Origin of the sequence: Labrys sedimenti, from assembly GCF_034424805.1 — a bacterium.
Lineage (GTDB): Bacteria > Pseudomonadota > Alphaproteobacteria > Rhizobiales > Labraceae > Labrys > Labrys sedimenti.
Window position 1 is genome coordinate 385,317 of record NZ_JAXOUF010000001.1, and the last position, 14,075, is coordinate 399,391.

Consider the following 14,075-nt stretch of genomic DNA (forward strand, 5'->3'; position numbering starts at 1 on the left):
TCTTCGAGGTGTGGAATGAATGGCGCTTGCACCGAAGGCGTCGACACCGGCTTCATGACGTTGGGGGTGGCAAAGGTCGCTTTCCTCGGCGTCGTCCAGGGTATCACCGAGTTGATGCCGATCTCCTCCACGGCCCATATGCGATTGGTGCCGGCCCTGCTTGGCTGGCAGGATCCCGGCTCGGCCTTCTCCGCGGCCATGCAGCTTGCGGCCCTGTGCGCGGTGGTCTGCTATTTCTGGACGGATATCCGCTCGATCACCCTGGGATCGCTGGCGGCCGTGCGGACAGGGGATTGGATGTCCCCGAAATTTCGCCTGGCGGTGGGCGTGGTGTTGGGCACGATCCCGATCGTGCTGGCCGGCCTGCTGCTCGCGCCCTTTCTCAATCGTTGCGACAGTCCCCTGCGCGCACTGCCGGTGATCGGGTTTGCCTGCCTCGTCATGGGTGGGCTGCTCGCCGCTGCCGAACTTCTGGCTCGCCACCGGCGCCGGGTCGAGGACATGCGATTGCGCGATGCCCTGATCGTCGGGCTGGCTCAGGTCTGCGCCCTGATCCCCGGCGTGTCGCGGTCCGGCTCGACCCTGACGGCGTCGCTGTTCTGCGGCTTCTCGCGCGAGGAGGCGGCGCGCTTTTCCTTCCTTCTGGGCATTCCCGCCATTGCCTTGGCTGGCTTGCACGAAATCGGCACCCTTCTGCGCGCCCATCTCTCCCTCGAAGGTTGGCTGATCCTCCTGGTGGGCCTTGTGGTCGGGGCGATTTCCTCCTTTGCCGCCCTGTGGGGACTGATGCGCATTCTCGAGCGCTTTTCGACCTGGCCCTTCATCATTTACCGCATCGTGCTCGGGGCCGTCGTGCTGTGGATTGCCTATCACTAGAGCCGGGGGGCTCATGAATGAACGCTCGTTTGCGCCAAGTCTTTGTTTCGGCGCGCGCCCGCAAATCGAGGTGTTCTCGTCTCGGCGCAAGACGCCATAAGAGAAAAGGAGACGAAAGAGCATCGATGTCTCCTCGGACATGTCGCCTGTCATAAAACCATGAACTGAATCGTGTTTGTGACAATCAGGATGCGTCGTCGATTTCGCTGATGTCTGCAGCAAAGCGCATCAAAGCAAGCGCCATGCTCTCATGCTTCGTTTCGACGACACGTTTTTTGGGCCAGGCGAGGATGGTGCCATGAACAGCGACGGCGAAGGCACGCGCTATCGAGCGCTCTTTATCTCGGATGTGCATCTGGGGACGCGCGGCTGCCAAGCCGGCATGCTGCTGGACTTCCTGCGCGCCTATGACGCCGAGACGATCTACCTTGTCGGCGACATCGTCGATGCCTGGCAGTTGAAGAGCGGCTGGTACTGGCCACAGGCCCACAACGACGTGGTGCAGAAGCTGCTGCGCAAGGCCCGCAAGGGTGCGCGCATGGTCTATATTCCCGGCAATCACGATGAATTCCTGCGCGATTTCCCCGGACATCACTTCGGCGGCATCGAAGTCATGGAGCAGACCGTGCATGTCGCTGCCGACGGCAAGCGCTACCTGGTGATGCATGGCGATGCCTTCGACGTGGTGGTGCGACACGCCAAGTGGCTGGCCTTGCTCGGCGACTGGGCCTATGTCACGGCCCTGGGAGTCAATACCTGGCTGAATGCCATTCGCCGGCGCCTTGGCATGTCCTACTGGTCGCTATCCGCTTGGGCCAAGCTCAAGGTGAAGAACGCTGTCAGCTTCATCGGCCATTTCGAGGAAACCCTGGCCAAGGAAGCCAAGCGTTTGAATTGCGACGGGGTCATCTGCGGCCACATCCATCACGCCACGCTGCGCGACCTCGATGGCATCACCTACATCAATTCCGGCGACTGGGTCGAAAGCTGCACGGCGATCGTCGAGCATTTCGACGGCCGTTTCGAACTGGTGCGTTGGAGCGAGCTGGTCCGACAGGCCGACAAGCCGCCGGCCCTCCAGGACGAGACGCTGGTTCCTCAGCGCGCCGCCTGAGTCGGTCCCGTGAAAATCCTGATTGCCACCGATGCCTGGCGCCCGCAGGTCAACGGCGTCGTCCGGTCCCTGGAGCAGACGGCTGCGGCCGCATCGCGACAGGGCGTCGAGATCGGCTTCCTGGCGCCGGATCGCTTTTGGTCGGTGCCGATGCCCTCTTATCCGGAAATCCGCCTGGCCATGCCGCCGCTCGGTGCCATCGAGCGCCATATCGAGGCCGAGAAGCCGGACTACGTTCATATCGCTACCGAAGGGCCGATCGGCCTGCTCACGCGCCGGGCCTGCCTGAAGAAGGGGCGCCCTTTCACCACCAGCTATCACACTCGCTTTCCCGAATATCTCGCCGCACGCGCTCCCGTACCGCTCGACTGGAGCTATCGCTGGATCCGGCGTTTCCACAATGCCGGGGCGGGTACGATGGTCTCAACCCCCGCCCTCGAGCGTGAACTGGCCGGGCGCGGCTTCAAGCGGCTGATGCGCTGGTCTCGCGGGGTCGATGCCGAACTGTACCGACCAAGACCGGTACGCATCTTCGACCTGCCGGGCCCGATCTTCCTCTATGTCGGCCGGGTTGCGGTGGAGAAGAACATCGAGTCCTTCCTTGATCTCGACCTGCCCGGCTCGAAAGTGGTGGTGGGCGGAGGCCCGGCCCTGGAGATGCTGCGCTCGCGCTATCCGGCCGTTCATTTCGCCGGCATGCTGGAGGGAGAGGACCTGGCGAGGGCGTATGCGTCGGCAGATGTCTTCGTCTTCCCCAGCCTGACCGATACATTCGGCATCGTCCTGCTCGAGGCGATGGCCAGCGGCCTGCCGGTGGCAGCCTTTCCGGTGACGGGGCCGATCGACGTGATCAATACCGGCAGGACAGGCATCCTTGACAACGACCTTGCTGCTGCTGCGCGGGCCTGTCTCGACCTCAAGCCCGCGGACGCCCGGGCGGAGGCCTTGAAATATTCCTGGGACGCCTGCGCCCACCAGTTCATCGCCAATGTGGTGGACGCCTGCAGCCGGGCAAAGACCACACCTGCGCCAGCCGGTGCGGTCAAGCAGGGGCGTGCCAGCCTGCCGGTTTGACGATCAAGATTGGAGCCTGGCGCGCGGCCCTATGACCAGGCGATGTCTGGGCTTATATCCGCGATAGCAGCAGGCGGATGCCGGCCAGGCCGAAGAACAGCGCCAGCGTGGCTTCGATCCAGCGCCGTGCCCTCTGATAGAGGCGAACCATGGGCTTGGCGGAAAAGACCAGGGCGTAACCGCCGAATGTAGTCAGCCCGATCACGGCACAGCCGGCGATGATGGCCAGGGCCGTATATCCGGGAGCATCCGACTTCAGGCCGAGTGACATGATGGCGATCCAGGCCAGGATCGACTTCGGATTGGTCAGATGCAGCATCAGGCCGCGCCAGTAGAGCCGACGGTAGTCGACCGGGGCCCGTTCTTGCCTAGCCTCGTCCTGGCCGGCCTTGAAGGCAGAACGCGCCGATTTGACGGCCAGATAAAGGAGATAGAGCCCGCCGCCGATCTTGATGGCAGTGATGGCGTCGGCATAGGCGGCCAGCAGGGTGGAGACCCCGGTGGCTGCCAGCATGGCCCAGATCATCGAGCCCGTCATAATGCCGGACGCCAGCACCAGCGCCGGCAGGCGCCCCTGTCCCATGGCCACGCCCATGATGGCCAGATTGCTCGGGCCGGGGCTGGCGACGGCGACGGTGTAGAGCGCATAGACCGCCAGCAAGGCATGGAACTGATAGAACAAGGCGTCACCCATCGCAAACGTCTTACTGCAAGCCCAACTTCGGCATGCCGGCGGAGAATGGACCGACAATAGCGGCGCCCCGCTTCAGCGCAAGCCCGGCTTCGGCATGGCAGCCATCTGGCCGCCACAACGAAAAAGGCCCCGGAATTCCGGGGCCTTTTCCATGCTCAACCAGGCAGTTGAGGAAGGTCGTTTTCCAGCCGGGCTCAGGTGAGCTTGCCGGCGGCATGCGCCAGGATCGTATAGACCTTGCCGGAATCGGCGGTGAGATAGGTCCGGGCCATGTTGCCGCTGCGATCCTCGCGGTCCACTTCGGTGATGAGCTGTTCGAACTCCTGGACGTAGCGGTCCACCGTCGCCTGGAAGTCCGTGTCGCGCCGATAGCGCCGACGGATTTCCTCGAAGGCCTGCTGGCCCTGCAGCGTGTAGAGCCGGCGCGAGAAGGCGTTGCGCTCACCGCGGCGGTAGCGGTCCCAAACATCGGCGACGGCGTCGTGCTCGACCATCTTGGCGATGTCGACCGATAGCGTGTCGAGGGAGGAGGCCATCACGGCGGGCGTGTTGGCCGGGGGAGCCGGTTCGGGCTCTTCGCGCGAGGCGCGGGCCAGCACTTCCGAGAGCCAGCCGGTACCGCGACGTTCACCCCGCGAGGCGGGTGCTGCCACAGCGGTGCTGCGAGCCGGAGCGGCAGGCTTCAGCTCGGGCACCGGAGGCAGCGTGCCGGCGCGCGGCATTTCCGCCCGGCGGGCAGGGGCTTCGGCCGCCACGTCGGCGCGCTCGCGCAGCCGGAGCGGGGCAGGGATCGGCCGGTCGGTCGGCTCGGCGATATCGAGCGAGCGGCTGGAGCGGCTGACGATATCGGCGAGGTCGTTGAGAGCCTGGATCTGCTCGGCCACGACGCGGCGCATGGTCGCGGTGGAGTCCGAGGTTTCCTTCGGGATCTCCAGGAGGCCGCGCTTGAGCTCGGAGCGAGTGGCTTCCAGCTCCTGCTTCACGGTCTGGGTCATGCCGCGCATCTCCTGGGCCACTTCGGCGAAACGCTCGGTGGCGCTGCCGAACAGGCCGGAGATTTCCTGCACTGCCTGCTCATAGGTCGATTTGAGGGCCGTGGAGGTGCGGTCGCGTTCCTTGCCGGTGGTGGCGCGAATGAGCTCGAACTGGTCGGCGATGGCCTGGGCCGTGGTGTTGGCGTTATCGGCGAGCAGGCCGCTGGTCTGGCGCGCCTTGCTTTCGGCATTGGCGAGCTTTTCCTCGATCACCTCGGCGAAGGACTTCATCATCGCTTCCATCGCCTCGACCTTGCCGCCAACGGTGGAGACCAGGGCCTCCAGGGTGGCGCGGCGTTCGTCGAGGGCCTGGTCGACACGGGCCTGCGTATCGGTGAGGACCGCGGCAGCGCTGCTGAGATGGCCGCTCTGCTCCTCCAGGCGATTGGCCATGGTGCCGACATCGCTGATGACGTGGGCAGCAAGGTCGCGCAACGTCGAGACCTGGTCGCCGACGCGATCGGTCGCGCCGCTGGTCTGATCCGCCAGGCTCAGCATGGTCGACTGGAAGTCGCGCAGGCGGTCGGCCAGGCCACCCTCGATGGCATCGAGGGTCTTGGTGGAGTTGTCGAGTGATTCCTGCAGGGCGGTGTTGGTGCCGGCAACCCGATCCAGCAGCGAGGTGATTTCCTCGCGCAGGCGAGCCTGCAGCGAACCGAGATCGCCGATCGCCTGGCCGGCCTTGGTCTCGATGGACGAGGAGAGGGCCTGCGACGAAGCCTCCAGCGCCTGGCTGAGTTCGAAACGCTTGGTCGAGAGAGCCTCGACCAGGTTGCCACCCTTCTGGCCGATCAGTTCAGCGAGCTGGCCGGCGCGCTCGTCGAGCGCCTTGGCCACCGTCTCGGCGATGTCGCCGAGCTCGCTCGACATGCTGGTGCTGCGGGTCGACAGGGCGTCGACCAGGAACCGGCTGCGCTCGTCGAGAGTCTTGGCCATCGCCTCGGCGATATCGCCGAGTTCGCCGGACATGCTGGTGCTGCGCGTGGACAGCGTCTCCGCCAGGAATTGGCCGCGCTCGTCGAGAATCCGGGCGATCTCGCCGGAACGGGCGCCCAGAAGGCTGGCGAGAGCGCTGGTCTTGTCGCGCAACTGGGTGCTGACATCGCCCGAGATCTGGTTCAGCGTGTCGATCAATTGCTGACCGCGTTCGCTGAGCAGACCGGCCATGGCATTGGCGCGGGTGTCGAGCAACGCATTGATCTCCTCCGCGCGCTCGCCGAGCTTGACGCTGACGTCGCTGGACAGGCGGCTGAGGGTGGCATCGACCGAAGCCACGTTCTGCAGGAGGTCGACCGAGACGTTCTGCACCTTCTCGCTGAGCGTGTCGGCGATATGCAGGCCGCGCGAGTCGAGGGAGTCCGACAGATCCGCGAGGCGGCCGAGGACGTCCTGCTCGAAGCGGGTGATCCGCGAGTCGAGCGTATGCGCGATGTCGTCGGCACGCGTGCTGAGGGCGCGATCGATTTCGTCGACCTTGCTGGACAGCGCGTCTGCGATAGCGGTGGTCTTGCTGTCGAACTGCGCCGCAATCTCGGCCGCCTTGACCGTGAGGTCGTTGCTCATCAGCGAGGAGCGGCTGTCGAGATGCGAGGTCAGGTCCTCGGCGCGGGCGCCGAGCGTCTCGGTCAGATCGGCGCCCTTGTTGCCGAGCGCCACGACGATATCGTCGGCACGGCGCGACAGGGTGTCGGTGAGCGCTGCGCTGCGGCCGTCGATGAGCGAGGTGATCTCGCGGGCCCGCCCGTCGAGCAGGGTGCCGATCGCCTGTGTCCGCTCATCGATGAGAGCGCTGATCTGCGTGGCGCGGCCACCGAGCAATTCGTCGATGGCGCTGCTGCGGCCATCCAGGAGATCGCTGATCTGGGACGCGCGGTTGTCGAGCACGCTGCCGATGGCGGCGGCGCGGCCATCGAGCAGGTCGCTGGCCTCGCGGGCCTTGGCTTCCAGCGTGGCGCCGACTTCCTTGCCGCCTTCTCCGAGGAGCTTGGCGAGTTCGAGGGTGCGGGTTGCCAGGGTCTCGTTGAGCGAGCGGGCGCGGCTGTCCAGGCCCTGGTCGATCCGGGCGAGGCGCCCCTCGATGGCCTGTGCGACGTCGCTCGCCTTGGTGGTCAGGCGGTCATCGAGATCCGACAACTGCCCGTCCAGTGCTGCCAGCTTTTCTTCCAGCGTCTGGGCAACGGAGGCCGTGTGGGTGCCGAAACGGGCATCGAAGGCTTCGAGCTTGCCGCCCAGCAGTTCGGCTGCCTGGGCGGTGTGGCCCTGCACCTGGTCGGTGAGACGGGTACCGTGCAGGCGGATCGAGCTCTCGAAGCCGAGCAGCTTCTGAGCGAGGTCGTCGCTGAGAGCCCTGGAATCGTCGCCGATGCGGGCGACGAGGGCCTGGCCGCGGTTGCTGACGATGTCGTCGAGTTCGGAGATCTGGCGCCCCAGCGACTGGTTCACCTCGCCGATGCGATGGCTCATGCCATCCTCGAAGGCCTTGAGCTGATTGTCCAGCGTGGCGTGGATGGTGGTCGCGTTCGACTGGAACTTGGTCTCGAAGGCGTTGAGCTTGTCGGCAATCGCGCCATGGATGACGTCGGTATTGGCCGCGACCTGTGCCTGCAGCGTAACCAGGCGCTCGTCGAGCGCGTCCTGCAAGGCGGAGGAGTTGTTGAGGAAATGCGTCTCGAAGGCGCCGAAGCGCTGGTCGAGCGAGGAGCGCACCAGAGCCGTGTTGCTGGCAAAACGCATCTCGAAAGCGGCCAGGCTGTCGTCGAGCGCGGCCTGGGTGTTCTGCACGTCTCCGTTGAAGCGGCTCTGGAAATCGCCGAGACGGGCGGCGAGATCGGCCTGGTTGGCTTGCAGCGTGTCGCTGAAGCTGGCCTGGAAGTCGCTGATCCGGTTCTCGAAATTCGAGGCTGCCGTCGAGGCCATCAACTGGAAGCGGCGCTCGAAATCATTGAGGCGGGTATCGAGCAGGGCATGGGCGTCATTGGCGCTGCCGGCAAAATACTGCTCGAACTGGTTGAGGCGCGTGTCGATCCGGCCATGCGCATCCTCGGCACTGGAGCCGAAGCGCTGTTCGAATTCGCCCAGGCGCTTGTCGAGAGCCGATTGAGCGCCGTTGGCACTGGAGCCGAAGCGCAGTTCGAACTCGCCCAGGCGCTTGTCGACCGAGGCCTGGACCTGGTCCGCGCTGGCGCCGAAGCGCTGCTCGAAATCGCTGATGCGCTGCTCGATCGCGGCCTGGGCCTGATCGGCGCTGGCGCCGAAGCGCTGTTCGAAACCGCCCAGTTCGCGGCTGAGCGTGGTCTGAATGTCGCGCGCGTTGGAACCGAAACGCTTCTCGAACTCGCCCAGATGCTGGTTGAGCGTGGTCTCGATGCCCTGGGCACCGGAGCCGAAGCGCTGCTCGAACTCGCTCATGCGCTGGTCGAGGGCGGTCTGGATGTCGCCCGCTCCCGACATGAAGCGCTGTTCGAACTCGCCCATGCGGTCGGCAAGGGCGGTCTGGATGCCGCCGGCGCCCGACATGAAGCGCTGTTCGAACTCGCCCAGGCGCTGCGAAAGAGCGCTCTGGATGTCGCCGGCGCCCGACATGAAGCGCTGCTCGAAGTCACCCAGGCGCTGGCTGAGGGCGGCATGGATGTCGTCGGCACCCGCACCGAAGCGCTGCTCGAAGTCGCCCAGGCGCTGATTGAGCGTGGTGTGGATATCCTCGGCACCGGCGCTGAAGCGCTGCTCGAACTCACCCAGGCGCTGGCTGAGCGAGGCATGGATGCTGTCGGCACCCGAGCCGAAGCGCTTCTCGAAGTCGCCGAGACGCTGATTGAGCGTGGTGTGGATGGTCTCGGCGCCGGCGCCGAAGCGCTCTTCGAATTCGCCAAGGCGCTGGCTGAGCGAGGCATGGATGCTGTCGGCACCCGAGCCGAAGCGCTTCTCGAAATCGCCGAGGCGCTGGCTGAGCGCGGCGTGGATATCCTCGGCATTGGTGCCGAAGCGCTGCTCGAACTCGCCGAGGCGCTGGCTGAGGGCACCATGTGCCTGCTCGGCATTGGCATTGAAGCGCTGCTCGAAGCCCTTGAGCGTATCGTCGAGGCCCGAACGGTTGTTCTGGATATTGGTGGCGAAGCGCACTTCGAACTCACCCAGGCGCCGGTCGAGATCGGCATGGGCGAGAGTGGAGAGCGACTTGAAGCGATGCTCGAACTCGGACATGCGGGTATCGAGCCCGCTATGGATGGTGCCTGCGCTTTCGGCAAAGCGCGTATCGAAGCCCTTGAGTGTGTCGTCGAGGGCCGAATGCACCTTCTGCGCGTGGTCGAGGCTGCGGGATTCCAAGCCAGACAGGCGTTCGTCGAGGCGCGAATGCAGATTGTCCGCGATTTCCTGGCTGCGCTTCTCATGGCTGTCGAGCCGTTCGGCGAGGGCCTTGCCAAAGGCGTTGGTCTGGGTTTCGACGGTGTTCTCGAGCCGCGACACGCCGAAATTGATCTGCGAGACGGCGGCGGCGCTGCGCTCGCCGATGACGCGGGTCAGCGTGTCGCCGCCAATGGCGAGAATGCCGGAGGCGTCGCGGGCGGCCGTGTTGATGCGGGCGGAAAGCTGCGTGCCTTCCTCTTCCAGCACGGCCTGCAGGCGCTGAGCTGATGCCGTAACCGCGGCCTCGGCGTCGGTGCTGCGCTTTTCGATGTTGGCCACGATGGTTTGGCCGGTTGCCGCCAGACGGCGATCGATGTCGCCGCCGCCGACCACGATGGATTCGTGGATGCGCTCGCCGGTCTGGGTGAGGCGGTCGGCAAGGTCGCCGCCGCGGGTGGTGATGATCTCGGCGATCTGGGTGGCCGTGCTCTCGAGCTTGCCGGCGACGTCCATGCCGCGGTTCTGCAAGTCGCCGAGAATAGCGTCGCCCGTCGAGCGCAACGTGCTGTTGACGTCAGCCACGGAGCCGATGATCTGCTCGACCATCTTGGTGCCGGTTTCGCGGATGGAACTGACCACCACGTCGGTGCCTTCGGCGAAGGCGTTGGTGAGGCCGGAGCCGGTGCGTACCAGCGTGTCGTTCACCGCCGTGCCGCGCTCGACGATGTCGTCGACGATGCGCTGGCTGCTGGTGGTCAGGGTCTCGTTGAGCTCCAAGGCGCGCGAGGAAAGGGTATTGCTGATCTCGTTGGCGCGGGTCGCGAAGTTCTCGTTGACCTGGTTGGAGGTCGTGGTCAGGTGCTCGGTAATCTCGGAGACGCGGCGGTTGAGCTGTTCGGTCACCTGTTCGGACGAGCTCGACAGCGACTTGTTGACGTCCTGGGCGGTCGTCGTCATGCGGTCGATCAGCGAATTGCCGCGATCGGCCATGGCGCCGACCATGTGGTCGCCGACCTTGGCGAGCTCCGATGTGAGCTGGCTGCCGCGCTCGCCGAAGGAGCGCATCACCTGCAGGCCGGCTTCGGAGACTTCCGAGGAAATGCGGCCGGCCACCGAGCCGAGCGCCAGGGTCAGGTCGTCATGCGCGACCACGATGGCCGAGCGTACGCGGTCGGCGTTGCCGACGATGGCTTCGCGCTGGGTCGAGAGGTCATCCACCAGCGAACGAATGCGCTGCTCACTCTCCGTATAGGAGCGCTCGAGCATCGAGACCTCGTTATGCACCATGATCTCGAGTTCGCTGGCGCGGGCGAGGGCACGGTCGATGCCGTCGCCCATGGCGGCGACTTCTCGGCGGATGGCCTGGCCGACGGAGGTGACGGCCTCGGCCGCGGCTCCCTCGGGTTCGGCCAGGCGCAGGGCGACCTGCGTCATTGAACGGGTGACGAAGCGCATTTCCTGGGCGCGCCAGATCAGGCCCGCCACGGCGAAGAAGAAGAAGGGCGGCAACGCCACGGCAAGAATGCCGAGCGCGAGGCCCGGATTGGCCTGATAGGTGGAAGCCTGGAACAGATTGGCGAGGTTGAGGTTGCCGAGGATACTGAGAAGGAGGGCGCCGCCGGCGAGCCAGGCGGCGGAAAGGGCGAGGGCGGTCCAATAGGGCGTGCGCGAGGGGCGGCGCTGGAGGGCCTGGAGCAATTGGCCAACGCTGGCGCGATCGTCATTGGCGGGCGAGCGGGGTTCGCGGGCGAGCGGGCGGTCGGCAGCAGGCTTGTCTTCGGCGCGAGGTGCGGCGGCCGGCGGTTCCTGCGGCTCGGGTTCCACTTCGAAGTTGAAGCCCTCGTCGGCCTTGGGTAGCTGCGCGGGCTCCTTGTCGGGCGTCTGAGAAGCAGCCGTGCTCAGATTGAGTGCTTCCTCGATCGCAGACAGGGCGGCATCCGCCGGATCCTGCATCTTCGACTTGTTCGCCATAATCTGCCTCACGCTACTCAATTCAACGCCGCCCGCCTGGGATCCGGATGACCCCAGGCTGAAATCGCTGCACCTGTTTCAGCCCCCATTTCAGGCGAAATGGGGATCGCATCGCTCCACCTATGCGAAGGACAATGCTGCCAGCTTGAAATCCTATCCTGCACGGCTGGGAATGGAAACCGCTTCGGCACGCTTTCCAGCAGCATCGTTAACGACTTTTTTACCACGTCGAAATCGCGCGAAAATGAGGCAAATTCGAGGTTTTCCCGGGATTGAGACCGCGCTGGTGAAAAGTGGCGTGTCCGAAAAGCCCGCCACGCGCGCAATCCAGATGGGGCCGGACTGGAACCTTGCCAATGCGCTCTATATAGAACGTTTGTCAGAAAGCTGAGATGGACGATGGTCAAAATCATATTCCGAGATCACACCGGCGAAAGCCGGGAAGTGGAGGCCGAGCCGGGCTCGACGGTGATGGAGGCGGCGATCCGCAACGGCATTCCGGGTATCGTGGCCGAGTGCGGCGGTGCCTGCGCCTGCGCCACCTGCCATGTCTATGTCGACGAGGCCTTCATGCCTCTGGTCGGTGAGCCCGAGCCGATGGAGGAGGACATGCTGGACTTCGCTTTCGACGTGCGTCCGACCTCCAGGCTCTCCTGCCAGATCCGCGTTCGCGACAATCTCGACGGATTGATCGTCAACACCCCCGAAAAGCAGGCCTGATCGTCGCCATGGCCGCGCATCTTTCCATCGCCGTGGAGCGCTGGCCGCTCGCCAATGTCTTTACCATTGCCCGCGGGTCCAAGACCGAGGCGGTCGTGGTCGTCGTCGAGATCTCGCGCGATGGCCTGAGGGGGCGTGGCGAATGCGTGCCCTATGCTCGCTATGGCGAAACGGTGGAAGGCGTGGTCGAGGCGATCGAGGCGCGGCGTGAAGCAATCGAGGCGGGCCTGTCGCGTGCCGCGCTCCAGGACCTTGTCCCAGCCGGTGCCGCCCGCAACGCCATCGATTGCGCCTTGTGGGATCTGGAAGCGAAGCTCGCGGGCAAGCCCGCCTGGCGCATGGCGGGCCTCACAGAGCCCGGCCCGCTGACCACGGCCTATACGATTTCGCTGGGCGAGCCCGAGGCCATGGCTGAAGCCACGGCCAAGGCGGCGCACCGGCCGTTGCTCAAGATCAAGCTTGGCACGCCCGACGATACCGCGCGCATCGCCGCTGTCCGCCGCCACGCTCCTCGGTCGCAATTGATCATCGACGCCAACGAAGGCTGGCGGGCCGACAATCTCGTGGCCAATCTGCGCGCCTGCGCGGAGGCCGGCGTCACGTTGATCGAGCAGCCGCTGCCGGCCGGAGACGATGGCGCCCTTGCGCAGGTGGAGCGGATCGTGCCGGTCTGTGCCGATGAATCCCTGCATGACCGAGCATCGCTGCCGGATCTCAGAGGGCGCTATGACGCGATCAACATCAAGCTCGACAAGGCAGGTGGCCTTACAGAAGCCATCGCGCTGGCTGGGCAGGCGCGCTCGCTGGGGCTCGACCTGATGATCGGCTGCATGGTGGGCACGTCCCTGGCCATGGCCCCGGCATTGCTGCTTGCCGGCCAGGCCGTCGTCGTCGATCTCGACGGGCCGCTGCTGCTCGCCCGCGACCGGGAACCCGGCCTGCGCTATGAAGGCAGCACCGTCTATCCACCCGAAGCCGGGCTCTGGGGCTGAGCGCCACTCCTGCGCTCGATCATACCGGCGACGACCACCAGGCCGGTGCCGATCATGGCGATCAGGGCCATCGCGAAATAGCCATGGGCTGAAAACAGGCCGTAGAGTTCGCCGGACATCACGGTGCCGAGAGTGAGGCCGATGCCGATGACCGAAGCGACCACGCCCTGGCGCGCCGAGGGATTGCGTGTAAAGCGGGCGACCCAGCCCATGGTGGCCAGATGCACGCAGGCGAAGGAAAAGCCGTGCAGGGCCTGGAGCCCTGCCACGGCGAAGCCATTGGCGGGAGCAAGGCCCAGCAGGATCCAGCGCGTGATGCCGACGGCTCCGCCGAACAGGATCAAGCGGTAGGGACCGAGCCGCCCGGCAATATTGCTGCCGAACAGGAAGACGCTGGTCTCCAGCACCACGCCGATGGCCCAGAGCACGCCGATCTGCAGGGAAGAAAAGCCCTGATCCTGCCAGATCAGCGTGCCGAAACTGTAGAGAAAGGCGTGGGCGCCCTGCAGGCAGGCGATGCCGGCGACGAAGACGATCATCAGCTTGAGCGGCGGCGAGGTGCCTTCCGACGCCGGACGCATGACCAGCCGCCGGCCGCGGCTGCGATCATCCGGCAGGGACAGGCCGGCGAAAACCGTGAGCGCCGCCAGGATCGCCAGGATCGGCGGCACCGTGGTGATCGGCAGATGCTTCAGCACCAGGCCGGCAGTGAGGCCGGAAACGAGCCAGGCGAGCGAGCCCCATTGCCGGATCTGGCCGTATTTATGGCCATGCAGGCTGACACCGCCCAGAACGATGGTGTCCAGCAGAGGCGTGGTGGCGGCCACGAAGGCAAAGGCGATGGCCAGATTGATGGCGACTGCGGTGAAGCTCTGGGCAAAAGTGAGGCCGGCATAGCCGAAGGCCGCGCAGCACACCATGAACAGAAAGGTGCGTCGCGGGCCGAGCGGACCGTCGCCGACCCAGGCAAAGGGCGCCGAAGTCACGCGCATCAGCATGGGAATGGCGAGCAGCAGGCCCATATCGCTGGCATTGAACCCCCGCTCGACCAGCCAAAGCGGAAAGAAGGGCGTGTAGACGCCGGGGCCGGAGAGCAACAGGGCGTAGGTCACGCTGGCTGCGATCGCAGATTTGCGTGAGACGCTCCAATCCTTGAAGGAAATCAGCGACATCGGGGGAAAACAACCGCGCAGGATTGGCCCCGGGCGGGCGCTTTGGATTATATGGGGTGAGAATCAGGACAACGACGATTCGTT

General features: G+C 65.4%; 9 protein-coding genes. 6 read left to right on the plus strand and 3 right to left on the minus strand.

The features are described 5' to 3' along the window. The first annotated feature begins 15 nt into the window (after positions 1 to 15). The 3 genes from U1R88_RS01785 to U1R88_RS01795 all read left to right on the plus strand — a co-directional run bounded on the left by U1R88_RS01785 (position 16) and on the right by U1R88_RS01795 (position 3,064). Positions 16 to 876 (plus strand): undecaprenyl-diphosphate phosphatase, encoded by an 861-nt coding sequence (locus U1R88_RS01785; RefSeq protein WP_322429724.1) that lies wholly within the window; start codon positions 16 to 18, stop codon positions 874 to 876. A 298-nt stretch (positions 877 to 1,174) separates the two neighbouring features. Further along, on the plus strand, positions 1,175 to 1,990 hold the full coding sequence (locus U1R88_RS01790; RefSeq protein WP_322429725.1) for a UDP-2,3-diacylglucosamine diphosphatase: 816 nt from the start codon (positions 1,175 to 1,177) through the stop codon (positions 1,988 to 1,990). 9 nt (positions 1,991 to 1,999) lie between these two features. Then, positions 2,000 to 3,064, plus strand: coding sequence for a glycosyltransferase family 4 protein (locus U1R88_RS01795; protein WP_322429726.1), 1,065 nt, complete (start codon positions 2,000 to 2,002; stop codon positions 3,062 to 3,064). A 52-nt stretch (positions 3,065 to 3,116) separates the two neighbouring features. Here the strand turns inward: U1R88_RS01795 and U1R88_RS01800 are convergent, their stop codons facing one another. Together U1R88_RS01800 and U1R88_RS01805 are read right to left on the minus strand one after the other, a co-directional pair. Next, the gene (locus U1R88_RS01800) at positions 3,117 to 3,758 is read right to left on the minus strand and encodes a LysE family translocator (RefSeq protein WP_322429727.1); all 642 of its coding nucleotides are present in this window, start codon (positions 3,756 to 3,758) and stop codon (positions 3,117 to 3,119) included. A 194-nt stretch (positions 3,759 to 3,952) separates the two neighbouring features. Next, positions 3,953 to 11,107 (minus strand): apolipoprotein A-IV repeat region-like domain-containing protein, encoded by a 7,155-nt coding sequence (locus U1R88_RS01805; RefSeq protein WP_322429728.1) that lies wholly within the window; start codon positions 11,105 to 11,107, stop codon positions 3,953 to 3,955. Between U1R88_RS01805 and U1R88_RS01810 the strand changes: the two genes are divergently transcribed. The 3 genes from U1R88_RS01810 to dgcA are packed head-to-tail and all read left to right on the plus strand — an operon-like array spanning position 11,097 to position 12,819. Then, entirely contained in the window at positions 11,097 to 11,498 is a 402-nt protein-coding gene (locus U1R88_RS01810; RefSeq protein WP_322429729.1) for a hypothetical protein, read from the plus strand. The two genes, U1R88_RS01805 and U1R88_RS01810, sit on opposite strands and share 11 nt — an antisense overlap. 8 nt (positions 11,499 to 11,506) lie before the next feature. Continuing rightward, a complete protein-coding gene (locus U1R88_RS01815) occupies positions 11,507 to 11,827 on the plus strand; it encodes a 2Fe-2S iron-sulfur cluster-binding protein (RefSeq protein WP_068298777.1) in 321 nt (106 codons plus the stop codon). Between the two features lie 8 nt (positions 11,828 to 11,835). Next, positions 11,836 to 12,819 carry an N-acetyl-D-Glu racemase DgcA gene (gene dgcA / locus U1R88_RS01820; protein WP_322429730.1) on the plus strand — a complete coding sequence of 328 codons (984 nt, stop codon included), beginning with the start codon at positions 11,836 to 11,838 and terminating at the stop codon, positions 12,817 to 12,819. On the opposite strand, the gene U1R88_RS01825 is transcribed toward dgcA, so the two are convergent. Next, positions 12,789 to 13,991 carry an MFS transporter gene (locus U1R88_RS01825; RefSeq protein WP_322429731.1) on the minus strand — a complete coding sequence of 401 codons (1,203 nt, stop codon included), beginning with the start codon at positions 13,989 to 13,991 and terminating at the stop codon, positions 12,789 to 12,791. The genes dgcA and U1R88_RS01825 overlap by 31 nt on opposite strands. Positions 13,992 to 14,075 lie beyond the last annotated feature (84 nt).